The organism is Undibacterium pigrum (assembly GCF_003201815.1).
GTDB lineage: Bacteria > Pseudomonadota > Gammaproteobacteria > Burkholderiales > Burkholderiaceae_D > Undibacterium > Undibacterium pigrum.
Window position 1 is genome coordinate 283816 of the sequence record NZ_QJKB01000002.1, and the last position, 25058, is coordinate 308873.

The 25058-nt window shown below is 51.7% G+C and carries 21 protein-coding genes; 9 read left to right on the forward strand and 12 right to left on the reverse strand.

Annotation, left to right across the window (positions count from 1 at the left end; genetic code table 11):
• Positions 1-336: 336 nt before the first annotated feature.
• A complete protein-coding gene (locus tag DFR42_RS08310; RefSeq protein ID WP_110254522.1) occupies positions 337-2094 on the reverse strand; it encodes an allantoate amidohydrolase in 1758 nt (585 codons plus the stop codon).
• Positions 2095-2304: 210 nt separating this feature from the next.
• Here DFR42_RS08310 and uraH point away from each other — a divergent pair, with 210 nt between their 5' ends.
• Positions 2305-2658, forward strand: a complete 354-nt coding sequence (uraH, locus tag DFR42_RS08315; protein WP_110254523.1) for a hydroxyisourate hydrolase — start codon at positions 2305-2307, stop codon at positions 2656-2658.
• Positions 2659-2661: 3 nt separating this feature from the next.
• On the opposite strand, the gene DFR42_RS08320 is transcribed toward uraH, so the two are convergent.
• Positions 2662-3600 (reverse strand): LysR family transcriptional regulator, encoded by a 939-nt coding sequence (locus DFR42_RS08320; RefSeq protein WP_110254977.1) that lies wholly within the window; start codon positions 3598-3600, stop codon positions 2662-2664.
• A 341-nt stretch (positions 3601-3941) separates the two neighbouring features.
• Between DFR42_RS08320 and DFR42_RS08325 the strand changes: the two genes are divergently transcribed.
• Positions 3942-5174 (forward strand): urate hydroxylase PuuD, encoded by a 1233-nt coding sequence (locus tag DFR42_RS08325; RefSeq protein WP_110254524.1) that lies wholly within the window; start codon positions 3942-3944, stop codon positions 5172-5174.
• Between the two features lie 28 nt (positions 5175-5202).
• Entirely contained in the window at positions 5203-6426 is a 1224-nt protein-coding gene (locus DFR42_RS08330; RefSeq protein WP_110254525.1) for a M20 family metallopeptidase, read from the forward strand.
• A gap of 142 nt (positions 6427-6568) precedes the next feature.
• On the opposite strand, the gene dbpA is transcribed toward DFR42_RS08330, so the two are convergent.
• Together dbpA and DFR42_RS08340 are read right to left on the reverse strand one after the other, a co-directional pair.
• A complete protein-coding gene (gene dbpA / locus DFR42_RS08335) occupies positions 6569-7954 on the reverse strand; it encodes an ATP-dependent RNA helicase DbpA (protein WP_110254526.1) in 1386 nt (461 codons plus the stop codon).
• Positions 7955-8099: 145 nt separating this feature from the next.
• On the reverse strand, positions 8100-9752 hold the full coding sequence (locus DFR42_RS08340) for a DUF4214 domain-containing protein (protein ID WP_110254527.1): 1653 nt from the start codon (positions 9750-9752) through the stop codon (positions 8100-8102).
• Between the two features lie 198 nt (positions 9753-9950).
• Here DFR42_RS08340 and DFR42_RS08345 point away from each other — a divergent pair, with 198 nt between their 5' ends.
• From DFR42_RS08345 to DFR42_RS08360, 4 genes are read left to right on the forward strand one after another with little or no spacing between them, the layout of a single operon-like run.
• On the forward strand, positions 9951-10475 hold the full coding sequence (locus DFR42_RS08345) for an SRPBCC family protein (RefSeq protein WP_110254528.1): 525 nt from the start codon (positions 9951-9953) through the stop codon (positions 10473-10475).
• Positions 10476-10485: 10 nt separating this feature from the next.
• The gene (locus DFR42_RS08350) at positions 10486-11598 is read left to right on the forward strand and encodes an acyltransferase family protein (RefSeq protein ID WP_110254529.1); all 1113 of its coding nucleotides are present in this window, start codon (positions 10486-10488) and stop codon (positions 11596-11598) included.
• Positions 11599-11601: 3 nt separating this feature from the next.
• Positions 11602-11892 (forward strand): hypothetical protein, encoded by a 291-nt coding sequence (locus DFR42_RS08355; protein ID WP_110254530.1) that lies wholly within the window; start codon positions 11602-11604, stop codon positions 11890-11892.
• Between the two features lie 53 nt (positions 11893-11945).
• Positions 11946-12875: an AraC family transcriptional regulator gene (locus DFR42_RS08360; protein ID WP_110254531.1), complete on the forward strand. Its 930-nt coding sequence runs from the start codon at positions 11946-11948 to the stop codon at positions 12873-12875.
• 2 nt (positions 12876-12877) lie between these two features.
• Here the strand turns inward: DFR42_RS08360 and DFR42_RS08365 are convergent, their stop codons facing one another.
• Together DFR42_RS08365 and DFR42_RS08370 are read right to left on the reverse strand one after the other, a co-directional pair.
• Complete coding sequence (locus DFR42_RS08365; RefSeq protein ID WP_110254532.1) at positions 12878-14467, reverse strand: 2Fe-2S iron-sulfur cluster-binding protein; 1590 nt, start codon at positions 14465-14467, stop codon at positions 12878-12880.
• A 47-nt stretch (positions 14468-14514) separates the two neighbouring features.
• Entirely contained in the window at positions 14515-15048 is a 534-nt protein-coding gene (locus DFR42_RS08370; RefSeq protein ID WP_110254533.1) for a carboxymuconolactone decarboxylase family protein, read from the reverse strand.
• Between the two features lie 393 nt (positions 15049-15441).
• Here DFR42_RS08370 and DFR42_RS08375 point away from each other — a divergent pair, with 393 nt between their 5' ends.
• A complete protein-coding gene (locus DFR42_RS08375; RefSeq protein WP_110254978.1) occupies positions 15442-17544 on the forward strand; it encodes a S46 family peptidase in 2103 nt (700 codons plus the stop codon).
• A gap of 56 nt (positions 17545-17600) precedes the next feature.
• On the opposite strand, the gene DFR42_RS08380 is transcribed toward DFR42_RS08375, so the two are convergent.
• Together DFR42_RS08380 and DFR42_RS08385 are read right to left on the reverse strand one after the other, a co-directional pair.
• Positions 17601-18014 (reverse strand): GFA family protein, encoded by a 414-nt coding sequence (locus tag DFR42_RS08380; protein WP_110254534.1) that lies wholly within the window; start codon positions 18012-18014, stop codon positions 17601-17603.
• Positions 18015-18052: 38 nt separating this feature from the next.
• Positions 18053-20878 (reverse strand): bifunctional diguanylate cyclase/phosphodiesterase, encoded by a 2826-nt coding sequence (locus DFR42_RS08385; protein ID WP_245936884.1) that lies wholly within the window; start codon positions 20876-20878, stop codon positions 18053-18055.
• 312 nt (positions 20879-21190) lie between these two features.
• Here DFR42_RS08385 and DFR42_RS08390 point away from each other — a divergent pair, with 312 nt between their 5' ends.
• Entirely contained in the window at positions 21191-21985 is a 795-nt protein-coding gene (locus DFR42_RS08390; protein WP_170133449.1) for a CPBP family intramembrane glutamic endopeptidase, read from the forward strand.
• A 66-nt stretch (positions 21986-22051) separates the two neighbouring features.
• On the opposite strand, the gene DFR42_RS08395 is transcribed toward DFR42_RS08390, so the two are convergent.
• The 4 genes from DFR42_RS08395 to DFR42_RS08410 form a co-directional block, all read right to left on the reverse strand.
• Positions 22052-22633: an outer membrane beta-barrel protein gene (locus DFR42_RS08395; RefSeq protein WP_170133450.1), complete on the reverse strand. Its 582-nt coding sequence runs from the start codon at positions 22631-22633 to the stop codon at positions 22052-22054.
• A 277-nt stretch (positions 22634-22910) separates the two neighbouring features.
• The gene (locus DFR42_RS08400) at positions 22911-24005 is read right to left on the reverse strand and encodes a polymer-forming cytoskeletal protein (RefSeq protein ID WP_110254537.1); all 1095 of its coding nucleotides are present in this window, start codon (positions 24003-24005) and stop codon (positions 22911-22913) included.
• A 104-nt stretch (positions 24006-24109) separates the two neighbouring features.
• Positions 24110-24592 carry an SRPBCC family protein gene (locus DFR42_RS08405; RefSeq protein WP_110254538.1) on the reverse strand — a complete coding sequence of 161 codons (483 nt, stop codon included), beginning with the start codon at positions 24590-24592 and terminating at the stop codon, positions 24110-24112.
• Positions 24593-24692: 100 nt separating this feature from the next.
• Positions 24693-25058 (reverse strand): response regulator, encoded by a 366-nt coding sequence (locus tag DFR42_RS08410; protein WP_110254539.1) that lies wholly within the window; start codon positions 25056-25058, stop codon positions 24693-24695.

Consider the following 25058-nt stretch of genomic DNA (forward strand, 5'->3'; position numbering starts at 1 on the left):
ACTGGAAGAAGACATCTCGTCAGGATTGATCTGCGTCGTAAAAAAATGCCGGTGAAAGCATGTTCTTGCGTCGCCTCAAACCATGCAGCGGTAAGCACCGCAAACATGGCAGCAGGCTCAAGCTCAGCCCTTGTTCTGCATCAGATCTTCATTGCGAAGCTGAAGCAGGCAATACTGAAAGTGGCGCCAGAAATCCTGGTAAAACGGGTACAGAAAAACCTCTCAACACAGAGACACAGAGGGGGCACAGAGGTGCACGGAGGAAAAACAAAACAGAAAAAGGTTTTCTCATGCTTTTCTCTGTGTCTCAGTGTCTCTGTGGTGAGCTCTTTGGTCTTAGTCCCTACCTTTAAAATTCCTTAAAAAATCGAGCAAGATTTGTGCCGAGACTTCTGCATCGTCGGCGCTCATGGTTTCCAGCGGGTTGTGGCTGATGCCGCCGTTGCCGCAGCGGGTGAACAGCATGGCGACATCGGTCATTTTGGCTATCGCCATGGCATCATGGCCTGCACCTGACGGTAATTCAAAAGCTGGCAAACCTGCTCTTTGCGTAGCTGCTGCCAGTTGCTGCATCAGCCATGGGGCACACGGTGCTGCCGGGGCGGATACGGCTTTGACGATGTTCACTTCAATATTGCGCTGCTGGCAGATGACTTCTATCTTTGCCAGGATGTCATTTACCGCAGCATCGCGGGTGGCATCATCAGCGGCGCGGATATCCAGCGACAGATTGCAGGAGCCGGGTATGACATTGACCGAACCATGTGGCACCTGCAACTGGCCTACCGTGCCGACCAGGGACGTGCCATTGGCGCAGCGCTGTTCTACATACAAAATGATTTCTGCGGCGGCAGCGGCAGCATCCTTGCGCATACTCATGGGTGTGGTGCCAGCATGGCTGGCAACCCCTTTGAGTTGCACCTGATAACGGCAACTGCCTGCGATAGAAGTGACTATGCCCACTGGCAGGTCACGGCCCAGCAAGACCGGGCCTTGCTCTATATGCACTTCGACATAGCCCAGTATCTGTGCAGGGTCACGTGCGATGGCCAGGATTTGTTTGACATCATGCCCGGCAGCAGTCAGTGCCTCACGCATGCTGATGCCGTCAGCATCGGTCTTGTCCAGCAAGGTCAGGTCAAACTGGCCGATGATGGCGTTACTGCCCAGGAAGGTGCTTTTGAAGCGCACGCCTTCTTCTTCAGAAAAGCCGATTATTTCGAAATTGAAGGGCAGTTTTTCATTTCTGTCGTTCAGGTGCTTGACGATGGCGATGGGTAGCAGGATGCCTTCACGGCCATCGTATTTGCCGCCATTGCAGACGGTATCGTAGTGAGAGCCGGTCAGCAGGGTCTTGGCATCGGTGGCATCAGACAGGTAGCGGCCAACGACGTTGCCGACGGCATCGATATGCACATGCATGCCCGCTTCACGCATCCAGGCCGCCAGTTGCTCTGCGGTTTTTTGGTGCGCGGGCGTCATGTAGGCGCAGGTCAGGCCATCTTCATCATCGCTCCAGGCGGCCAGGGTTTCTGACCATTGCATGATGGTCTTGCCAAATTGCAGGGTGTGTTCGAGCAAATCATTCAGGCGCAGCTCAGCAATGCGACCTATCTGGCGCAGGCATTCTGCCAGCTCGTCTGCACGCTGGTTCTTGAAGCGGCGCTGGAAGGTGGCGATGATGGTTTCCCGCGTAAAGCCCTTGCCATCCGGCCCTTTGACGGCGAGGATGAAGGGGAAACCAAACTTGCTGTTGTAGTCGGCATTGAGTTTATGCAGTATCGCAAATTCTTCAGGACTGCAATTGGTCAGGCCTGCCTTGGCCTGTTCACCGGTTGATTCTGCCGTCAATTCTCCGGCGATGGCGGCCTTGCCTGCCAACTCGGGGTGGGCACGGATCAGGCCCAACTGTTCTGCTTCTGTCGCCTGGCTGACCACGGTTTGCAAGGCCAGCTTGAGTGCCGTGATGCTGGCAAAGGGGCGGCTGGCCGCTGCCCGTTCAGGTATCCAGGGTGAATGTTCATAGATACCATGCAGGATATGCACAAAGTCTTGCGGGCTACAGTGGTTCAGGTGGTCCAGAGTTGTCGTCATAATTGCTCAGGTGTTGTGCCTGTTATTTGTACGTATTCATTAATGTGACCGGTATTGTCCCGGCATGATGATGAAGCTTAAGCCCAATTCTGGCCTGCAATGTGCTGCTGTCTTCATGATCTGTATATCTTCGATAGTATATTGATAGACTGCTGGCAGTATAAGATTTGGCTGATAGCGCATTTCAAGTCATCAATATAGGAGATCAGTATGGGAAAGCTCAGTACACATGTGCTGGATATCACCGTTGGCAAGCCCGGCGTGGGTGTGCAGGTGGAGTTATATGCCGTCAATGCAGACGAAAAAACCCTGCTGAAGACAGAAACCACCAACCATGATGGCCGCTGCAATGCGCCCTTGTTGGAAGGTGACAGCCTGAAGCCAGGCCTGTATGAGCTGGTATTTGCGGCAGGTGATTATTTCGACAAGCAGGGCGTGGACCTGCCCAGCCCCAAGTTCATAGACCGCGTGACCCTGGCTTTTGGCGTGGCCGATGCCAGCCAGAATTACCATGTGCCGCTGGTGGTGTCGCCTTGGGCTTATTCCACCTATCGCGGCAGCTAAAAACTATTTGCTCATCAAAGATTTGGCTGCCTGGGCTATCTGCTCACGCAGCCATCTGTGTTCTGGTGAATGATGCACGCGTTCATGCCAGAGCTGGTAAAAGCGCAGTGGCGGGAATTTGATGGGAATGGAAAAAGTCTTTAATTGCAGGCTTTTTTCATAAAAGCTCAGGTATTGCTTGCCCGTCGTCAGCACCATGTCTGACTGCGTCAGCATATGCGGCATCAGGCCAAAGTAAGCTGACTCAACCACGACATTGCGGCGCAGGTGCTGGCGTTCCAGATGGGCATCAATGACGCCATGATAGCCGGACAGGAGTTGCGAAGGTGCGACATGCGGCAGGCTCAGGTAGTCTTCCAGAGTCATGTCGTCAGTACCCGTGCGCTTGGCATAGGGGCTGTCGGCACGCATGGCGCAGACGATGGGGTCTTCAAACAGCTTGGACAGGTGCAGGTGTTGTGGTGGTTCATCCCAGTTGGCAATGACGAGATCAAGGTCACCGTCAGACAGATGGCGCACATAATCAACTTCTGCCCCCAGGCCATGGATGACGATGCGGCTTTTGGGTGATTCACGGCGCAGGCGCTCTACCACGCTGGGCAGGAATTGCACATGCAGGGAATCTGGCGCAGCGATGTGAAAGGTCTTGCTTTCTTGCTGGGCGACGAAGGGGACCTTGCGTTCAAACAAGAGCTCGGTTTCATCGAGTATGCGCTTGGCAGGCTTGAGCAGGGTTTCACCATGGGGGGTAGGCACCATGCCACGGCCACCGCGCACCAGCAATTGATCGCCAGTCAGCTCGCGCAGTTTGCGTAGCGAGGCAGAAATCGAAGGCTGCGGCTGGTTAAGCTTTAAAGCCACGCGGGAGACGTTTTTCTCACTGAGCAAAAGATACAAAATACGTATCAGATGCAGATCGAGATGATTGGGTAGTTGTGCCATGTTGATGCCTGTCTTCAAACGTATATCGAAATCTGTATTTTTAATATACTTCGTTTTCAATGAAGTTTGTAGGGAAAAAGTTTATCGTTACCAGACTTCACCAAGTTTTTTGCTATTGGTCTTACCTGCCCTTGGTCTAACTGCGACAATAGGAGACATTTGCAGCAGATAGATACAGGTTGTGGTTTTTTAGCACTAAGATCGTGAATCATGGTAGCGTAAGCTGCCAGAAACACCTGGTCGCAGCGGAGCTTCGGTTCGCGACCATTTTGGGGTATTTTTCTATCCCTCTCGTCTGAAGAGCCCGCGGAGGCAGACGAGCTTCTAACATGAGAGAAAACATGGAAGCTTTTTTACTTGCGTATGGCACTGAGTGGCTGAACCTGATCGTCCGCTGGCTGCATTTGATTACAGGCATAGCCTGGATAGGTGCATCCTTCTACTTCGTCTGGCTGGACAATACTATCCGCCCGCCCAAACCGGGTTCTGAACTGGCCAACAAGGGTGTGTCCGGTGAATTGTGGGCCGTGCATGGCGGTGGCTTTTATAACCCACAAAAATACCTGATCGCCCCCAAGGAATTGCCAGAAGAACTGCACTGGTTCAAATGGGAAGCCTATGCTACCTGGCTGTCTGGCTTTGCGATGTTGTTCATCGTCTATTACTTCAATGCGTCCCCGATGATGATAGACAAATCAGTCGCTGACCTGACTAGCTGGCAAGCCATAGGCATAGGTCTGGGCACGCTGCTGGTGGGCTGGACCGTATATGACTTGCTGTGCCGCTCTCCACTGGGCAAGCGTGAAGGCCTGCTGGGCATCATCATGTTTGTGTTCATTGTGGCGGCAGCATTCGTGTTGTCGAAATTCCTCAGTGGCCGTGCTGCCTATATCCACGTTGGCGCGATGATAGGTACGATGATGGTGGGTAATGTGCTAATGCTCATCATCCCAGGCCAGCGCAAACTGGTCGAAGCCATGCAGCAGGGCAAATCACCTGACCCCGTCCACGGCCAGAAAGCCAAGCAACGCAGCGTGCACAATAATTACTTCACCCTGCCGGTGCTGTTCATCATGATCAGCAACCACTATGCAATGACTTACAACCATGAATACAACTGGCTGGTGCTGGCTGTCATCATGGCGGCGGGTGTCTTGATACGTCATTTCTTCAACCTGCGTCACAAGGGTATTACCAACTGGGCTTATCCTGCGGCGGGCGTGACTTTATTGCTGGCAGTAGCTATTGCGATTGCACCAAAACCACCTGCCAAAGTGGCAGCATCTGACCCTGCCCTGTCGGCGGCAGAAGCAGAGGCTGCACAGTTCACTAAAGTGCAGGGCATCATCCAGCAGCGTTGTGCATCCTGCCATGCGGCTGCGCCTACCCAGCCCGGCTTTGCCACTGCTCCTGCCGGTATCAAGCTCGATACGCCGGAACAGATCAAACAGAATGCGGTAAAGGTCAATATGCAGGCCGTGCAACTCAAGGCCATGCCTATAGGGAATATGACACAGATGACGGAAGAAGAACGTGCAATCGTCGGTGCCTGGTTCCAGGCCGGTGCCAAGTAAATCAATAACAATCCAGAAAGTACAAGACATGAATAATTACGAACAACTCGACGCCTGGGTAGACAGCCACTTTGACGAGCAGGTCAAGTTTCTGCAAGAATTGATACGCGTTCCTACCGACACACCACCCGGCAATAACACCCCGCATGCAGAGCGCACTGCTGATCTGCTGCAAGACATGGGTATCAACGCAGAAAAACATGTAGTGCCAGATAGCGAAGTCAAGGAGGCTGGCTTGCAAAGCATCACCAATCTGCTGGTGCGTCGCCAGTATGGCCCGGGTAAGACGGTGTTGCTGAATGCCCATGGCGATGTGGTGCCACCGGGTGAAGGCTGGACCAAGGACCCTTACGGTGGTGAAATAGAAAACGGCAATATCTATGGCCGCGCTACGGCTGTCAGCAAATGTGATTTCTCGACTTACACATTTGCCCTGCGTGCACTGGAAGCCGTTGCCAAACCCAAAGCAGGCACACTGGAATTGCTGTTCACTTATGATGAAGAGTTCGGTGGCGAAGTCGGCCCGGGCTGGATGCTCAAACATAATCTCATCAAGCCTGACCTGATGATTGCTGCTGGTTTTTCTTACCAGGTCATCACTGCGCATAACGGTTGTTTGCAGATGGAAGTGACCGTGCATGGCAAGATGGCCCATGCAGCAATCCCTGATTCTGGTGTCGATGCCTTGCAGGCGGCAGTCAAAATCCTGAATGCCCTGTATGCACAAAACACGCTGTACAAACAGGTTACCTCGAAAGTCGAAGGCATCACCCACCCTTACCTGAATGTGGGGACCATAGAAGGTGGCACCAATACCAATGTCATCCCTGGCCGTGTGACATTCAAGCTGGACCGCCGCATGATACCGGAAGAAAATCCGGCAGAAGTCGAAGCGACGTTGCGCAAAGTCATCAGCGATACCGCTGCAGATTTACCGGGCATCAGCGTCGACGTAAAACGCATCTTGCTGGCAAATTCCATGCGGCCGCTGCCGGGTAATACACCGTTGGTGGAGGCGATACAAAAGCATGGCGGTACAGTATTTGGTGAAGCAATTCCGGCACTGGGTACACCTTTGTATACCGATGTGCGTTTGTTCTCGGAAGCGGGCATACCTGGCGTCATCTATGGTGCAGGGCCGCGCACTGTACTGGAATCGCATGCGAAACGTGCGGATGAGCGTTTGAATCTGGAAGATTTACGCAAAGCGACTAAGGTGATTGCGCGTAGTCTGGCAGATTTGCTGGTGTGATGACGGCATGAGAGTATTTGCAGGTTCACTGCTTGTGATTGGTGAACCTGCAAGATGTCATGATACTTTTTGCGTAGGCTATCGAAGCCATCCCAGCCATCATGGCTATGAAATACTGAGATCATCAATCAAATCAATCAAATCAGTCAACAATTCGCATCCTGAATTGCCTGCCCTTGATATTGGTTCGGCTCAGCCTGTCCACGGTTTTTTCTGCGACTTGCCTGTCGATGGCGACGTAGGTGACAAATTCCGAGACATTGATTTTGCCTACCTGTTCTTTTTTCAAACCGAGGTCAGCAGTCAATGCACCCAGCAAATCGCCGGGGCGTAGTTTGTCTTTTTTACCGCCCATGATGCAGATGGTCATCATCGGGGCTTGCAAGTCTCTTTCCGGGCCGGCTTCGAGGGCGTGGATGTCGCCCCAGCTGGCTGGCTCACCCTGATATTCTTCTATCAGCTTTACCCACTTCTTTTCACCAGGCGTGGCCAGGCTCAGTGCCAGGCCTTTTTCACCGGCGCGGCCAGTGCGGCCTATGCGGTGGATGTGGACTTCGGTGTCTTTGGATACATCGACATTGATGACGGCACCCAGGGTTTGTATATCGAGACCGCGGGCAGCGACGTCGGTGGCGACGAGGACTGAGCAGCTCTGGTTGGCAAAGCGTATCAAGACTTCATCGCGGTCACGTTGTTCAAGGTCGCCATGCAGGGCCAGGGCGCTGATACCCTGGGCGTGCAATTCTTCTGTCAGTTCGCGGCAATGGATTTTGGTATTGCAAAAAGCGATCGTGGATGTCGGCTGGTAATGGTGTAGCAGGGTGGCGACAGCGGTATTGCGTCCTTCAGGTGTAACCAGGTAAAACAATTGCTCTATATGATTGGCAGCATGCTGGGATTCAACCTTGATCTCTACTGGGTCGCGCAGCAGTTGTTCGCTGGCCTGGCGTATATCATCCGGGTAGGTAGCCGAGAACAGCAGGGTTTGCCTGCGCGTGGGTGTGGCGGCGACGATGTCGTAGATGTCATCATAAAAGCCCATGTCGACCATGCGGTCAGCTTCGTCCAGCACCAGGGTTTGTACGGTTTTCAGGTTGATGGTGCCACGACTGATATGGTCGATCAGGCGGCCAGGTGTACCGACTACGATATGCGCTCCATATTCAAGCGAGGCTATCTGTGGTCGCATGGCCGTACCACCGCACAGGGTGACGATCTTGACGTTAGGCATGGTCCTGGCCAGACGGCGCAATTCATTGGCGACCTGGTCAGCCAGTTCACGCGTCGGGCATATCACCAGGCCCTGTACGGCAAAATAAGTGGGATTGAGCTTGGCCAGTATGCCCAGTCCAAAGGCGGCGGTCTTGCCGCTACCGGTCTTGGCCTGGGCAATCAGGTCTTGTTGTTGCAGGATGACGGGCAGGCTGGCTGCCTGTATGGCTGTCATTTCCTTGTAGCCCAGGCTGTCCAGATTGGCGAGCATGGGCGCGGATAGCGGCAGGGTATTGAAGGCTGTGGATTCTGACATGGGGTGTATTTCTGTATGAAGATGACGACAGCGGGCTGCTTAGTTTATAAGCAGCCTGGCGGATATGTCGTCATTGTAGGGTAAGCCGCCACAGGTGTGGCGTGCTTTGTGCCGGAACGATGAATTTCTTGGAGGTAAGGCCAGTTTATGCAGGCCAGAGCAGGTATTCAATACCGTTTTGTATGGAACCTATGACCAGGGCCTGATTTTCGGCACTCTCACAAAAGCTGGCAAGCGCACCGGCGGCAGTGATTTTCTTGGTATTCAACTGGTCCAGCCAATAATCAAAGCCTGCTTTATCTGGTGTTCTGTGCAAGACATTTTGATAAAAATTGGTAATCAGCGTGGTATTCGAGGGGCTGCTGCCATACAGTTTTTGAAATTCAGGTGACAACATGAAACCTGCAGCGACAGTAGTCAGGCTGGAACCCTTGTCCATATCCGCAATCCAGTAACCCAGGCCCTTCAAATCGGGTTTGCGGTCAAAGGCAGCCTGATACAGTCTGTAAGCCTGCCCGGCTATGCCATTGATATCCAGAGCGATGTTTTCATCGCTGAAGTGCAGACGCTCAATATTGAACAGGGTATCGCTGCCTTCAGTACCGCTGTTGGCCTTGACGAGGGCGACACTGCCGCTGGCGGTGATGGTGTAATTGCTATGTGCACTGGCGTAGTTGGCCAAATCCAGGCCCAGGCCACCGTCTATGGTGTCGTTGCCGCCATTGCCGGTGAAGGTATTATTGACTTTATTGCCTATCAGTTTGTCATTGCCCGCACCACCTATGGCATTTTCTATGTAAGCACCAAAGGCGATGCCAAGATTTTGCTTGCCATCGTAAGTTGGTACAGTGCCACCGGTGTAACCAGGTGGATTGGGAGCCGCTTCCATGCGTATATCAGAGTAATTGCCAGGGGTCAGGTCAATCACACAGCCCAGCGTGAAATTGGCGACAGAAATGGTGTCATTGCCACCGGCATCCCAGATGGTTTTCAAAAATGGGGTGTTGGTATCAAAGGTATAGGTATCGTTACCGGTTTTATAGTTATTGTTGACCCCATACAGGTATTGTATGGCAGCGATGTCGTACACCATGGGTGTTTCCGGAACCACATCCTGAAAGGCAAACACGGGTTTGTTGTTCGCACCATAAGTGATGGTTCTGAACAGATCATTTTGTATGTCGGTATAAGACATGATGGTGTATTGCCTGGTATCCGTAGCGGCTGGCAAGTTGGTGCTGCCATCAAATGGATGTTTCAGACCCAGCGCATGGCCTATTTCATGTATCAATGACATGAAGTTATAGGAGCCGGTACTCCAGTCCTTGCTGGTAGCGCCAGAGCTTTCTGTAGAAATCCAGATATCACCGCCGTCAGGATAGTATCCATTTGGCTGATAAGCCCAGCCCCAGGCTTTTTTACCCGTGACAGTCATGTCAATGGCTGAAGTCCAGCCTATGCGGATATCACCAGCACTGCTGACATTGTCTGCCACCGGGATGAAATTCAGGTTGGCAACATCTGCCCAGGCTTGGAAAGCCCTGGTTGCAGAAATTTGTTGTTCTGTAGTCAGGGCAAAGTGAGACGTGGCTTTTTGTTCTTCCAGTGAGGAATACTTGCTGCCAGAATTGATGCCGTAAAAATAAGATTCACCACTGGTCCACGGAAAACTATAACTAATGCTTGTGCCTGCAGATGAGCCGGTCCCCCATTTGATCGCGTGGATGATGGCATCGATAATCAACTGGCCAGATGCAGGCACGGTGATTGTGGTAGAGGCAGAGCTGGGTGTAGGCATGGTGATAGAGGTAAGAGTGATCCTCCGCTAGCGTTATCGCATGGCGGGCTTATATCGCATTTTAGCGGTAATACCAGTCAATGCAAAATTTCTCACTGAGCTAACTCTGGCAAATAAATGCTGTGCAACTGGTAATAATAAGCCTGCCGTATTAAGCTGTTGCTCTATCCCATGCATGTATAAAACAGGAGTCGTATCATGATATTAGCGGCCATCATTCTGCTTTTGCTGATTGCTTTCATACTGTTTGTTGCTACCCGGCCCGATGATTTTCGCATAGAGCGTTCATTGAGCATGCAAGCCAGACCGGAGCAAATTTTCCCATTGTTGAATGATTTCCATGAATGGGAAGCCTGGTCGCCCTGGGAAAAAGTGGACCCTGCCGTGCGACGTAGCTATAGTGGCCCGCAACATGGCCAGGCCGCAGTGTATGCGTGGGCTGGCAATAAGGAACTTGGGGAAGGCAGGATGGAAATTCTGGAAAGCCAGCCCTTTAATTATCTCCGTATACAAATCAATTTTTACAAACCCTTCGCCGCACAAAATACCATAGAGTTTCGCCTTGATGAACAGGGACCCACGACGCTAGTCAGTCAGGCCATGTTTGGGTCCTGCAATTTCATGTCCAAATTAATGGGCCTGTTTTTCAGCATGGATAATATGGTGGGAAAAAAATTCGATGAGGGTTTGCTGGATTTGAAAAACATCGTCGAAAAGTCTTGATTTTTACTATATGCGACAACTGAAGTACCTGGCTGAGTTCAGCCAAAGCAGGGATAATAATTTCAACCTGATACGTTTGCTGGCTGCGCTGGCAGTATTGTTTGGGCACAGCTATGCCTTGCTACGTCAGCCCGAGCCGCTGGGAGCCACTCTGGGCATGAGCATAGGCAGTATTGCTGTCGACCTGTTTTTTGTCACCAGCGGTTATCTGGTGACGGGCAGTCTCATGACGCGGCAGAATCTGCCTGACTATTTTCTGGCGCGTTTCCTGAGGATATTTCCCGGCTTGATCAGTATGGTCTTGCTGAGCGTGTTTGTGCTGGGGGCGATATTTACATCGCTGCCTGCAGGCGATTATTTTTCCAGTTCTGGTGTATATCAATATCTATACAAATGCGCGACCATAGTCAGCGGGATTGTATACACCCTGCCCGGCGTGTTTGAACACAACCCTTATCCCGCAGCAGTCAATGGATCACTCTGGACCCTGATCTATGAACTGGCCATGTATGTCTTGCTGGCAGGTTTCTGGGGCTTGTATGCCTGTCTCTGGAAGCGATACCGCAGCCCGGCAATGCGTATATTGACTATGATTCTTGCTGCAATCATGATCTACGCAGTACGCCATCATTATTTACTGAATATGGCAGAATTTGACCGCATGTTCTTCATGTTCTTTTCCGGTGCTGCGTATTTTATTTTTCGCAAACATATACGACTTAGTCATGCATGGGCAACTGTAGCCATGCTGGCTCTGATCTTCAGTCACTATTTCAGTCACTATCTCAGTCCGCAAGTGTTTATCCTGGCCTATTATCTGAGCCTGCCCTATCTTTTATTGTATCTGGCTTATATACCTGCAGGCAGGCTGCGCATGTATAACCGCGCTGGGGATTATTCCTATGGCGTGTATATCTATGCCTTTCCGATACAGCAAGCCCTGTTATCCCTTGCACCACAGATGTCAGTCGCGATACTGACAGTATTCGCGACAGCGTTTACCATGATTTTTTCCATCAGCTCATGGCATGTCATAGAAGAACCTGCAATGCGCGCCAGGCGATGGCTGACTGAGCGATGGAAGCCGCAACAGAGCAACCTGGATGTATTGTCGAAAGGATGAAAAATGGCAAAACAGCGAAAATTCTATGCCTGGCTATGCCAGCACAGCCTCGCCAGTTTTCTTTTGCTGACACTGAGTTTCATCGTGTTTGGCAAATTGTCTTTTGATATCGTTCACCTCTTCAGCGCGAATGCAGAATACTTGCTCGACAATGGCTGGGCAGGCATGATAGATGGCGGCTTGCAGCAATTGCTGGAACTGATAGTCGCCGCTCTTGCTGCCATGGCTGCCTATATGGTGTTCAAGCTTTGCGAACAGGCTTTGCTGGAACGCATGCGGCACAGGTCTGATTGAGGCTGACAGCCTGGCGAGATCAATACAGCAAGCTCAACACAGCAACAACTATCATGCGGCATGATGCAAGGCTGGCTATCCTGCAGTCTGTCAGGGAGAAATCATTGAGTGAATCGAATTACCAGATGCGCATGCTGCGGGTTTTGCAATACATAGATGCTCATCTGGATGAAGACTTGACGCTGGAGCGTTTAAGCGCAGTCGCGGCTTTCTCAAAATTTCATTTCCACCGGCAGTTTTCCGACTACTTTGGTCTGGCGGCATTTTCTTATGTGCAGCTATTGAGACTCAAGAAAGCCATGTATGAACTGGCATTTCGCAGCCATAAACAGGTCATCGCCATTGCCCTGGACAATGGCTATGAAAGCAGTGAAGCTTTTTCCCGCGCTTTTAAAAAGAGCCTGGGTCTGAGTCCGGCGCAATTCAGAAAACAGCCTCAGTGGGATACCTGGCAACACAGTCAACTGACCATAGACCAACTGAGAGAACAGCATATGCCAGCCACTTACCAGCTCACAGACGTGCGCATCACCGACTTCCCTGAAACCCGTATCGCCGTGCTTGAACACCGCGGCGCACCTGCCTTGCTGGGCAATAGCATCCAGCAATTCATCGCCTGGCGCAAGCTCAATAAATTGCCGCCCAGCGTCAGTGCCACGTTTAATCTCATCTATGATGATCCCGATCAGACACCGGCAGATGAATACCGTTTTGACCTGGGCGCAGCAGTGCCAGCCGCAGTGACAGATAATCAGCACGGTATCGTCAACAAGCTCATCCCGGCAGGTAAATGTGCCGTCTTGCGACATACTGGCACGGATGCTCAGCTGGGCAGTGCCGTACGGTTTTTATATAACAACTGGTTGCCACAAAGCCAGCGCAATTTGCGTGATTTCCCGCTGTTTTTCCAGCGCATCAGCTTTTTCCCTGATGTGCCTGAACACCTCATGGTGACCGACATTTTCTTGCCATTGCAAGAATAAATTTACAGATCAAGCACCAGTTCACCCTCCTGCGCCCGCGAGACACAGATGCAGATGCGGTCTTTTCGCTCTGCTTCTGTCAACACCGCATCCCTGTGCAGTGCTTGTCCACCCAGCAGTTTCACCGCGCAAGTGCCGCAATTGCCGGTTTCGCATTCCGCTTGCGCTACTACACCATGGGCACGCACGGCTTGCAAAATAGTCTGGTCAGCACGGACATGAATGACTTTTTTACTGCGTGCCAGCTCCACGCGTATCTCTTCGTCCTGGTTTGATTTTTGTACCGCAAATCTTTCAAAGCGCACTCTTTGCGGGTCTATACCCAAAGCTGCCGCTGCATTCAATGCAGCAGCGATCATGCTGGCCGGGCCGCAGATATAAAACAGGCTGTCCTGACCTGCTTCTTTCATGATGCTGTGTATATCCATGCGCTGCTGCTGATCTGCCGCATACAGATGCAATGAGGCACCCAGTTGCATTTGCAACTCAGTACGATAGGCCATTGTATTGAGTGTGTGGCCTGCATAGTGCAAAGTGTATGGCCGCCCCTGCGCTGACAATTGTGCAGCCATGGGTTTGATGGCGGTGATGCCTATACCCCCGGCGATCAGCACGGCGGGTGCTGCATGTTCTATATGCGCGTGTAATGCAAAGTCATTACGTGGAAAATCACAATGCAAGTGCATACCCAGCGCATAAAGATCGTGGACTGCCATGGAACCACCACGGCCCCCGGGTTCGGCCAGCACGGCAATTTCATAACAGTCAGTTTGCCCGCCAGCAGAACTGATGGAGTATGGACGCGTAGCCGCTTGCCCATCTGCCAGCAAGACGGGTACCCGCAAATGTGCACCCGCGCTCACCGCAGGCAAGTCCTTGCCTGCAGGATCACGCAATTCATAGGCGCGTATACGTGGGCTGAGTTGGCGCACACCTGTAATAATTAACTCCAGTGGGCCATTACCAAGGCTGGTGGGTTTTGCTGGTGCAGTCTTTTGTGTTAACTGCTCTTCCAGTTGGTGCTTTTCAGCCAGCAGCTTCGCCAGCAAGCCCTGCACTTCCGTTTCGCTAAATCTGGGCGTGATATGTTGCGGGCAATTCCACTCCACGGCTTCTACCGTGATGACAATGGCACGTTCGACACGGGCGCGGTAGCCAGGCATCTCCAGTCTGGCGATCAGGCGTACATCGTCCTCTTCATGAACGATTTTGGCATGGCCCCATATCTTCATGCGGCGGCGGCGGGCGTAGTCCATGAGTATCAAGGATACCCTGTCGCTGGCAAACAGATTGCCCACGCTCAGGTATTGCGCATTCCCAGAAAAATCTGCATAAGCGATGGTCTTGTTATCGAGGATTTTAAGAAAACCGGCTGGGCCGCCACGGTGCTGCACGTAGGGCCAGCCGTTTTCTGAAATCGTCGCCTGGTAAAAGCTGTCACGTGCAGCGATAAATTCCATGTCCTGCGCCAGCAGGGAATCGCGTTTTTCTTCTACCTGTTCAAAACCACGATTGGCTTCGCGGCTGCCATACAGGCTTTGCGCCGCTTTCACACTGGGGGTAAAACTGATATCGGCAAATGCGCGTGACATGATGGTTTCCTCGCTGTAATGGCTAAGATGACAGGATTTTTCAGGTTTTACAGGCTAACTTTAGGGAAGTCGATATCCAGGCGGCTGGCCTTGCCCAGAATATTCGTCAGGATATTCATGCCCACATGTGTAATGACTTCGACAATATCGGCATCGCTATAGCCGTTGTCGCGCATTTCCAGAATTTCTGCCGTGGTGACTTCACCAGCATGTTCAACCAGTGAACGGGCAAATTTCACGGCAATTGCTGCTTTGGCATCCTGGCTGCTGCCAGCACGATTGGCTACCATTTCTTCATTGTTCAAGCCAGTGCCGCGGCCTATGGCGGTATGGGCAGAGACGCAATATTCGCAGGAATTTTTTTGTGCCACCGCCAGTGCGATGCGCTCACGGGTTTGCGGGTCAAGGCTGCCTTCACCTGCAATGCCATGCAAGCCAAGAAAGGCGCGCAGGGCTGCAGGTGAATTGGCGAAAGCCTTCAAAAAATTGGGAACCATGCCCAGTTTTGTTTGTATTGCTTCGAGCAAGGCCAGTTGTTCAGCATTGGCAGTTTCTTTGGTGACGAGATTGATGCGGCTCATGATTTTTCCATTCAAGCTAAGTGTGATCGGTATTTAAAGCGCCCTATTGCGCAGTGCTTAGTTTGAGCCTTGCATTGAAATATAAGAATAGTCTTAATGTTGAATTTATTATTCCGATAAATGGAATAATAAATTCATACTTCTGGTTTTTATCAATCCCGGCAGGAACTAGCTGCCGGTATATTTGTCTGTAATATGGTTTATTTGTGCTGATTTCAGCTTAAATAATTAGTAAATGCGCACGATTCCTGCCTGAAACGCAGAAAAATCCCGTCTTCAGCCCTATCTGGCCTGGCGGTCGCAGCTATACTGCTGCCAGAGCTTATGCCTGTACTTTAAGAACACAATTTGGAGTGTATTTTGTTTAAAACTGTTGCTGTCCCGCTGGCCCTGATGGGCGTTTTTTCATTTGCTCACGCTGACGAAGGTCAGTGGCAGCCGTATCAATTGCCACAACTGAAGTCTGAGCTAAAACGCATAGGCATCAATATGCCGGCAGAAAAACTGGCAGACTTGAACAAGCACCCCATGTCGGCCATGGTGTCACTGGGTGGCTGCTCGGCAGCCTTTGTTTCCAGCACTGGCCTGGTGGTGACGAATCATCATTGTGCTTATGGCGCAATACAAAGAAATTCCACGGCAGAGAAAAACTATATTGCGAACGGCTTCCTGGCCAGGGGCATGGCTGAAGAATTACCTGCCGGCCCAGATGCGCGCATGTACATTACCGACAAGGTTGATAATGTCACTGAGCAGGTCATGAAGGGTATCAATGCCGGTATGTCTGGCAAGGCCAGAAATGAGCATGTGGAAAACCGCATCAAGCAACTCATCGCCGAATGCGAACAAGACAAGGCATACCGTTGTTCCGTCCCCAGCTTTCACCGCGGCCTGGAGTATTACCGCATACGTCAGTTGATGATACGTGACGTGCGCCTGGCATATGCACCATCGGACAAGATAGGTAATTTTGGTGGCGAAGTCGATAATTTTGAATGGCCACGCCATACCGGTGATTACGCTTTCCTGCGCGCTTATGTCGGCAAGGATGGCCGCCCTGCCGATCCTTCTTCTGAAAATGTGCCATATCAGTCGAAAGACTTTTTGGTGGTGTCTGCCCAGGGCTTGAAGAATGGCGACCCCATCTTGCTGGCAGGTTATCCTGGCCGTACCAGTCGTTACAAATTGCCAGCAGAAATACGCTTTGCCCGCGATGTCAGTTTCCCTGCCAAAGTGGCAGAATCCAGGGCAGACCTGGCTGTGATTGCTGCGGCAACTCAGGGCAATGCAGGTGCTGGCGTACGCTATGCGAGTGTGGTCAAGGGCATCAATAATGGTTTGAAAAAGACCGAAGGCTTGCTCGATGGTTTTGCCCGTAAAGACATCGCTGCCATCAAGGATGCGCAGGATGCCGAGTTCCGGCTGTGGTTTGCCCAGCATGGCAGCAACAAGAATTTGCTGAAAGAACTGGATGCCGTCATCGCTGCCGACATGGCCATGTCCGACGAAGAATTTGCCTGGAATGTTGCCAGTACCAGTGAATTGCTGAAGAGTGCGCGCACCTTGTATCGCTTGGCTGTAGAAAGTGAAAAGCCGGATGCCGAACGCCATACCGGCTACCAGCAAAGGGATATGACTATCATTGCTGGCAAACTCAATCGCCTGGAACAATCCTATCTGCCCAATGTGGATCAGGCCAGGTTTACTGCTGCCTTGCAAAGATATAATCAATTGCCGGTCAAGACTCATCCACAAGGCCTGGATGTATTGCTGCCGACACCGGAAAGTGTCGCTGGCCTGTATCAGCACAGCACGCTTGGTGAAACCGCCAAACGCCTGGCCTGGATGAGCAAGGACCGCAAGGCTTTTGAACAATCGGACGATGCATTCATTCGTCTGGCGGTGAAATTGCATGACGCTGGCATGTCGCTGGAAAACCGCCGCAAAGAACTTGATGGCAATCTGGAACGAGTGATTCCACAATATATGCAAGTCGTCATCGAGTGGAAAAAATCCCAGGGCAAGCCAGTCTATCCTGATGCCAATTCCACCCTGCGCGTGACATATGGCACGGTAGCGCCCTACTCACCACGAGACGGCATCAGCAAAGGCCCGTTCACAACGGTTGAAGGCATAGTCGAAAAGCATACAGGCAAGTCTCCCTTCAATATGCAGGATAGTTTGTTGACTGCAGTAAAGGAAAAACGCTATGGCGTGTTCAAGGATAGTGTCTTGCAAACCGTGCCTGTCAACTTCCTGTCCACTGCCGATACGACAGGTGGCAATTCCGGTTCTGCTGTCTTGAACAAGAATGGTGAACTGGTAGGTTTGAATTTTGATTCGACTTATGAATCCATTACCAAGGACTGGTATTTCGATACTGCCATCACACGCGCCATTCACGTCGATATCCGCTATATGTTATGGGTCATGAAAGAAGTTGATCATGCCGATAATTTGTTGAAGGAAATGACGGTCAAATATCCAGCTAAATAAAGCGCATCTGCATGAAAAAAAGCGTGTCCCTGCAAATGGGGCACGCTTTTTTTGTTTCAGGGTTTGCGCGGCGTCTGCTCAAAATGCCGGCTGCTGTCAGAAGTAGTCAGCCAGGATAATTTGTTCTCACAAAAAATATCCATGCGCGGTGCCAGGCTTTCATGTTGATCGACAGTACCCAGATACAGCATGCTCAGGCCTGCATAGGTTTCCTGATTGGAGTTATACAGGGGCGTGCCGCAGTCAGCACAAAAATGGCGCTGGGTACGGGATGTGACGGTATAGCTTTTCAGTAACTCCTGACCCCGTGTCAAGACCAGTTCAGCCTGCTTGACCACGACATACGATGACAAGGGGGCTCCCGTCATGCGACGGCACATGCTGCAATGACAGGCCACGACTTGCAGCGCAGGTGCTGGGTAGTGATAGCTTATTTTCCCGCAACTGCATTGTCCGCTGATGGTTTGCATGCTGTTTCCATGATGTTGTTAATATCCATGCCTGAGGCTCAGGCACCTTCCCATTCCAGGTCTTTGCCATGGCCCCAGATCTGGGGGGCGACATAACTGTCGGCCCATGCTTCAACTTGTCCGGCTGGCATGGGTCGGGCTATACCATAGCCTTGTGCCAGTTCACAGCCGAGCCGCAAGAGTGCGGCACCGTGTTCCGGGGTTTCCACACCTTCTGCAATCACGACACGATTAAAGGCACGTGCCAGGCCGATGACGGCGCTGATGACGGCCAGATCATCCTTGTCTTCCAGCATATCACGGACAAAGCTCTGGTCTATTTTCAGGGTGTCGGCAGGCAGGCGCTTCAGGTAAGACAGTGATGAATAGCCAGTGCCAAAATCGTCGAGGGCAAAGCTGACGCCGATTTGCTGGCAAGCCAGCATCACATCGCGCACGTGCTGGATATCCTGTATGGCGGCAGATTCCAAAATCTCTATCTCCAGCCTTTCAGGTGCGATATCAGGGTAAGCAGCGAGTATCGTGCGCAGGCGTTCTACGAAGTCCTTGCACTGGAAATGGCGGGCTGCGATATTCACGCTGATGACCCAGTCTGCATGCAGGCCGGTCCAGGCACGTAATTGCTCCATGGCCTGTTGCAAGACCCAGTCACCGACATCGATAATCAAATCAGTATGTTCTATCAGCGGCAGAAAATGCAGCGGCCCGACTATACCTTGCTCGGGATGTTGCCAGCGCAGCAGGGCTTCCATGCCTGTGATGCGGCCCTGACGCATATTCACCTTGGGCTGGAAGTACAGCCGCATTTCCCCCTGTTGCAAAGCCTGGCGTATGCGCGCCCGCTGATTGTGATGAGTGCGTAATTGCTGGTCTTGCTCGGCATCGAATAAATGAAATTGATTGCGGCCATTCAGCTTGGCCTGGTACATGGCCTGGTCAGCACAGCGCAGCAGGGTATCTGCATTGATATCGTCACGCGGATAAATCGCCACGCCTATACTGGCGGACAGGCTGATGCTTTGCTGTTCTATCTGATAAGACTGTGCCAGTTCTGCCAGCAGCAAGGCCAGGTTTAATTCCACGCCCGCGACATCTTGCTGGTTTTGCAGCAAGACCACAAATTCATCGCCTCCCAGACGCGCCACATGGTGCTCGCTACCGGCACTGCTTTCCAGGCGACGTGCAACCTGCTGCAATAATTTATTGGCGAATTCCTGACCATGGCTTTCATTGATGGCTTGAAAATGATCCAGATCCAGCAGGCATACTGCCAGCCAATTTTTATTGCTGCGCGCGGTTTGGATTGCTGTACTGAACCTTTCACTCAGTGCAGCGCGGTTTTCCAGACCCGTCAGCACATCATGGCCAGCTTGCCAGCGCAGTTGCTGCATGAGCTGATGCTTTTCACTGACATCACGAAACACCAGTACACAGCCCATGACCTTGCCATTTTTTTGCCGTATCGGAGCTGCCGTGTAGTCGACTTCAAAGCGCTGGCCTGCACGGGCGCTCAAGACCTGGTTATTCGCCTGCAGGATATCGGTACTCTGGCAAATCTGTTGCAGAAATTCTTGCAGCGTGTTGCGTTGCTGGTTATCTGTCAGGGAAAACACCTCTGCCAGTGCATGGGACTGTGCTTCCTTACGGCTCCAGCCACAGATCTGCTGCGCGGCCTTGTTGAGCATCAGTATGTGTCCATGTACGTCGGTACTGATGACAGCATCACCGATGGATGCCAGGGTAGTCTCAACTCTGACATTTTCTGCGGCCAGTGTGGCTTGCGCCTGGTTGCGTTCGCTGATGTCGATGAGGGCACCTATGCTGCCTATGGCGATGCCATCGACATTGGTGAAACTGGCCTGGTAGTAAATCACGTCCAGAATTTTTCCGGCGGCCTGTATCTGCATTTCCATGACCAGCTTGTCTTGCCCACTTTCCAGTGGTGGCCGCGTGCTGGCATGCAAGGCCAGCACAGGCATGGGGCGGCCAACCACATCGGCTGCACGCAAGCCAAATAACTCTTCCCAGGCGCGGTTGATGCGCTGGCAAATGCCATGCTGGTCCTGGAAGAAAATCGGTATAGGCAGGGCATGCAGCAATTGCCAGGTGAAGTGCAGTTGCTCGCTATTGGCGCGCTGGCTGCGCTGTAGTGTCAGCAGTAAAGCTTGTACTTCATCAGCCATGCTGTTGAAAGTCTGGGCCAGGGCGCGTGCCTCCGCCGTACCTGTGACTGCCATGCGTACGGCATGCTGGCCTGTCTTGAACTTGTTGGTCGCCTCGGCCAGTTTGTGCAGGCTGCGGGCATTCGAGCGTAGCAACAAGCCAAGCAGGAAATAAATTGTAAAAATGACGAGCAGGGAAATTTTTGCCTGCCCCATGACCTTTTGCCAGATGTGCAGGTTTTCACCAGCGATGCTGGTTTCCATCTGCAAGACAGCGATACTGCCATCCTGCAATCTGACTTCCCTGGCAGAATTCTCGGCTTGCCAGGACAGCAGTTTGATAAACCAAGCTGGTACGGCAGTGACAGGCATGCTGGCATCTTCAGCCTGGATTTGTTGCCGGCTGTATTGCCAGCTGATGCGCGACAGGGCCGGGCTGGCTTCCACTTCCTGCAGCAGCAATTTGTGTATGGCGGAGGTATTACCTTGTGCCGACAGGCTGCTGAGAGCCGGGATCAGGTAGTGTGCGGTATGGCGTAATTCTGAACTCAGCCTTTGCCTGGCATCGCTGACTTCTGCATTGATCATCAGGTAATAACGCAGGCCACCAACGATCGCGATTATTACAAAGATGGGGATGAATAAACGGGTATAAACTCCTCGCTGTTGCCATCGCTGTAAAAAATCTCTTGGTGTTTGCACAAATTCAACAAATTTCAGTGAAGTAAAACAGTGTGGCTCCCACAATGAGCGGGGCAGGAAATGTGAGTAATTGTAACCTGAAGATTAATCTTGCCGTATTGAAAAAAATGATATGCGGCAAATTGGCTTAAATGGCGTGGCTGGCCATCGAATATAATGCCTTGCAGGAGGCTATCTTGTCCGCAATGCAAAGCAAAGACATCAGCAAATGTAATAAGAAATAAGCTTGCCTGTGTATCATCAGCACTACATCAGACTAGAGCACTGTATGGTGAGTTTTCGCCAGATCAGAACTACCTGGCGAAAAAGATAATGAAAAATAAACACGAAAATTTCCCTACAGGGCTGGAAGCCTGTTTTTTGCTGGTCTTCCTGATGGGCATAGAATTTATGTTCGGTATTCTGGTGCACGATATCAGAAGCTGGACTGGCATAGGTCCGGATGAAATCGATGGTGTCATCATGGTCTTGTCGAATGCCGTGTTATTCACAGCCATGTTGCACTACAAGGGTTTGAGCTATACAGAATTGTTTCATTCTTCTGCCGGGGCTCCAGTTGGCAAAACGCTATTGTTGATCTTGCCCGTCCTGTTGCTGGTGCCTGGGCTGGAGATCGTGCTGGGTATTCTCGGCGGCTGGCTGGAGGCGTGGCAACCCGTGCCTGCTGGTCAGCAAAGAATATTTGATGAAATGATGGCCAATGGCGTGCATTCCATCATTACGGCTTGCCTGGTTGCGCCAGTGCTGGAAGAAATGCTGTTTCGCGGCATTATCTTGCGCAGCTTCCTGCATCAATATTCGCGCTGGGTAGCTATCCTCGCTTCAGCCTGCCTGTTTGGTCTGGCTCATATGAATATCTACCAGTTCCTTTGTGCCACGATAGTCGGCGTAATTTGCGCCTGGCTGTATGAAAAAACACGCTCGCTGTGGCCTTGCATAGCCCTGCATGCAGGATCAAATGGCGCAGCGATTTATGCCTATCGAATGTCTTTGGCAAAAGCGGGTCATATTGCCTGGCAGCCTACGGCTGGTGCATATGCAGCGGCGCTGGTATCTGCAGGTTTGGGAATTTACATCTTGCGGCGCTTGCTGATGGTGAATGAATAGCGGAAGCCCTGATGGCTTCCGTCTATGCTTTTCAAATCAGGTCAAATAAGACCAGATACTGCCAGATTAGTAGTAGAAACTGCCGATCAGGCCAAAGTGATTACCGCTGAACTTTTGTTTGCTGTAAGTGGTTTCAAACTCTTCCTTGACCACGCGTGCCTTGAGTGACCATTGTGGTGTGAACAGGTATTCAGCTTCCAGTATGGCGCCATTGGAATTGTTGAAGCTGCGATTGTACTGGGAACCTGCGCCACTGCCACTGAGCTTGACGTTTCTGTTGAAACGCGCACCAGCGCCAACACGCCATTGTTGATTGATATTGTAGTAACCCAGTAATTCAACAGGGATGCGTGAGAAAGTCGCATCGCCATTGCTGGCTTCTGGTGTGAAACGGGCGTGATAGCCAATATTGGCTTGTCCAGAGAAATACTGGTTAAAACGATAATCAACACCGGCAGACAATACCAGGCCGCTACCAGCGGAAACGTTGGAGCGTGTGCCATCGGTGTAGCTTACGGTCGTGATCGTGTCGCCACCAGCACTCAGACCCATGCTCAGGGCAAGGCGCAAGGGTTTGGTGTCGGCTTGAGCTTGTGCGTTGGCAATCAAAGGCAGGCTTACTGCACAGGCAATCAGAAATTTTTTCATATACATTAAATCAAGATAAGATAAAGATACCGTCAAACCCGGATACAGGTCTGAACGGGGGCGCAAGTATAGGGGCAATTGCGCATAAAGGACAAGGTTTTTAACAATCTTGCCGGAGTGTTATCTTTATGGGATGCCAGTATTTGATGCTGGATCTATGGGGCAGGTTTTGTGTGGCAGGCAGGGCAGGTTTTGTGAGTTTGAGCCCGGATACTGGTCAGCCAGATCCGGGCAATAAAACAGTGTGGCGACAACTTGGCCAGAACTTAGCCAGAACTTACGAAAGCTGCATTTCACGCTTCAGGCGGCGTGGCACTTCCCAGTCCAGTTCAGTTTCACGCTTTTTTTCCAGCGCATCGATATGCTTGAGTTTTTTGCCTTCGACAAACTGGCCAGACAAAAGCAGGCGTGGTTTGCTGGCAGCAGATACAAAACCATGTGTGGCCCAGCGTGAGCGTGGCAGGCTGGTGGCTGCCAGGATGCCGTAATCTGCACCGCAACTGATACCTTTTTCAGCAACGATGGATTCGCCCGACTTGATGTATTTGGCGGCATAGATGCTGCCCTTGGTCGCTATCCAGCGACCGCTGTGGATTTCACCACGCAGGCTGCTGATTTCGCCAGTCGCACGCAGATAACCCCAGTTACTGATATCGCCCTGGCTGTGGATACTGGCCACATCCAGGTTGCCCTGGCAAATCAGGTTGGCAGCAAACAGTGCGCCTTCTACCTGGATATCAGTTTCACTGAACAACTCCCCCTGGCAATTGCAATCACCGGCAACATGGATGGCTGCAGCTGACAAATGGCCGCCAACAAACTGGATTTCGCCAACTTCCAGCACATCATCCAATTGCACATTGCCGTGGCAATCCAGGTCGGCACAGGCGACATAACCCAGTGCCTGAATATCACCAAATCCACCAAAGGCATCTTGATGGTCATAACGTGCCAGAATGGCGGGATGCACCAGAATATCCATATAGCTGCTGCCATCGGCAGCCGGTTTGCGCTGGTCCAGTTCCAGCATGCGTGCCATCCAGTCGGCACTGCAACCGGTCTTGATGAGGTATTCCACATCGATATTGCCACCGGCATCGAGTGCATGGCCAACATACAGGGATTGCACGCGGATATCACCAGTAACGGTCAGCTTGCCCAGGCAAAACACTTCTTCAGCCTCTAAATCACCATCAATGAGGCAATCACCACCGACGATGAACTGGGTGGCAATCACAGCATCACCCTGAATATGCACATCGCCAGTGCTGGAAAATTGCTTGCGTTTCAAGCGTGTGGTTTGTACCGGGGCAGGTAAGTCCAGAGCAGCCAGAACAGGCTTCTTGGTAGCAGTAGTAGTGCGCTTGGTCATGGGAACCTTGGTGAGAGATGAGTCGGGATAATTCAGAATAATTCGTAATTACAGAGCCGCATTATCCCTGATATGCAGACGGCTCAGCAATCCATAAAATTTTGTCAGGATGGCAGTGCATCCAGTCGTCCGGCTTCTGCCAGTTCACGGATGATGCGTACGGTATCCACGTCGGCTTCCTGATAGGCAGATTTACGGTATTCGTTATACATTTTCGCTTCGGCATCTTCTGCTTCAGCGCCACCGCTGTCATAGGCGAAACGGACAAACAGGGCGTCTGGTTGTGGTTCTTCTATGCTCATGCGCAAGGAAGATTGCGGGATATCCTTTTGCGCGGCCACATCGTAATGCACATGTTCCAGATGCACGAGGCTGACGCGGTCGGTGATTTCCAGCTCACCATATTTCAGCGTGCGTGTCATGCTGGCTTCGGTACGATCCATGATGCTGGCGTCATCGAGGTAAGAGACAAACAGCCTTGGCATTTCTGCCCGCAAGACCAGGCCACGCCATAATTGTTCGCGGGTGATGACCTCGACTGCAGGATTGCCGAGGTCATTGATTTCAACTAAATGTTCAAATTTCATGGAGCACCTTTTTTCTGATGCTGCCAGTTTACTCCGCTTGCCGCTGATTGTCCTTGATTGCCCCGGTTTGCCCCTGTTTGGACAGGCTGTCAGTGTCAATTCAAGCCTTGAGTATGGATTCGACCAGTGACAGGAAGGCCTGATAGCGTATCGGTTTTGCCACATAGGCATCACAACCTGCGGTACGGAAACGCTCTTCATCACCATTCATGGCAAAGGCGGTCAGGGCAACAATCTTGATATGCCGGGTGGCCGGGTCGGTTTTCAACTGACGTGTCGCTGTGACACCATCTATGCCAGGTAATTGCATGTCCATCAGGACCAGTTCCGGCAATTCGTCACGGGCCACCTGCAAGCCAATTTCTGCATCCACGGCCTGCAACACTTCATAGCCAGCATTTTGCAAAAGAAATGCCGCCAGTTTCATGTTCACTGGATTGTCTTCTATGATCAGTACACGCGTCAT

Coding starts and splice junctions, on each gene's coding strand:
- DFR42_RS08340 (WP_110254527.1), bottom strand. CDS start 9,752: ATGCCTACACCCAGCTCTGCCTCTACCACAATCACCGTGCCTGCATCT.
- DFR42_RS08355 (WP_110254530.1), top strand. CDS start 11,602: ATGGCAAAACAGCGAAAATTCTATGCCTGGCTATGCCAGCACAGCCTC.
- DFR42_RS08325 (WP_110254524.1), top strand. CDS start 3,942: ATGGAAGCTTTTTTACTTGCGTATGGCACTGAGTGGCTGAACCTGATC.
- DFR42_RS08375 (WP_110254978.1), top strand. CDS start 15,442: ATGGGCGTTTTTTCATTTGCTCACGCTGACGAAGGTCAGTGGCAGCCG.
- DFR42_RS08360 (WP_110254531.1), top strand. CDS start 11,946: ATGCGGCATGATGCAAGGCTGGCTATCCTGCAGTCTGTCAGGGAGAAA.
- uraH (WP_110254523.1), top strand. CDS start 2,305: ATGGGAAAGCTCAGTACACATGTGCTGGATATCACCGTTGGCAAGCCC.
- DFR42_RS08390 (WP_170133449.1), top strand. CDS start 21,191: ATGAAAAATAAACACGAAAATTTCCCTACAGGGCTGGAAGCCTGTTTT.
- DFR42_RS08370 (WP_110254533.1), bottom strand. CDS start 15,048: ATGAGCCGCATCAATCTCGTCACCAAAGAAACTGCCAATGCTGAACAA.
- DFR42_RS08400 (WP_110254537.1), bottom strand. CDS start 24,005: ATGACCAAGCGCACTACTACTGCTACCAAGAAGCCTGTTCTGGCTGCT.
- DFR42_RS08365 (WP_110254532.1), bottom strand. CDS start 14,467: ATGTCACGCGCATTTGCCGATATCAGTTTTACCCCCAGTGTGAAAGCG.
- DFR42_RS08310 (WP_110254522.1), bottom strand. CDS start 2,094: ATGACGACAACTCTGGACCACCTGAACCACTGTAGCCCGCAAGACTTT.
- DFR42_RS08330 (WP_110254525.1), top strand. CDS start 5,203: ATGAATAATTACGAACAACTCGACGCCTGGGTAGACAGCCACTTTGAC.
- DFR42_RS08410 (WP_110254539.1), bottom strand. CDS start 25,058: ATGACGCGTGTACTGATCATAGAAGACAATCCAGTGAACATGAAACTG.
- DFR42_RS08380 (WP_110254534.1), bottom strand. CDS start 18,014: ATGCAAACCATCAGCGGACAATGCAGTTGCGGGAAAATAAGCTATCAC.
- DFR42_RS08395 (WP_170133450.1), bottom strand. CDS start 22,633: ATGAAAAAATTTCTGATTGCCTGTGCAGTAAGCCTGCCTTTGATTGCC.
- dbpA (WP_110254526.1), bottom strand. CDS start 7,954: ATGTCAGAATCCACAGCCTTCAATACCCTGCCGCTATCCGCGCCCATG.
- DFR42_RS08350 (WP_110254529.1), top strand. CDS start 10,486: ATGCGACAACTGAAGTACCTGGCTGAGTTCAGCCAAAGCAGGGATAAT.
- DFR42_RS08405 (WP_110254538.1), bottom strand. CDS start 24,592: ATGAAATTTGAACATTTAGTTGAAATCAATGACCTCGGCAATCCTGCA.
- DFR42_RS08345 (WP_110254528.1), top strand. CDS start 9,951: ATGATATTAGCGGCCATCATTCTGCTTTTGCTGATTGCTTTCATACTG.
- DFR42_RS08320 (WP_110254977.1), bottom strand. CDS start 3,600: ATGGCACAACTACCCAATCATCTCGATCTGCATCTGATACGTATTTTG.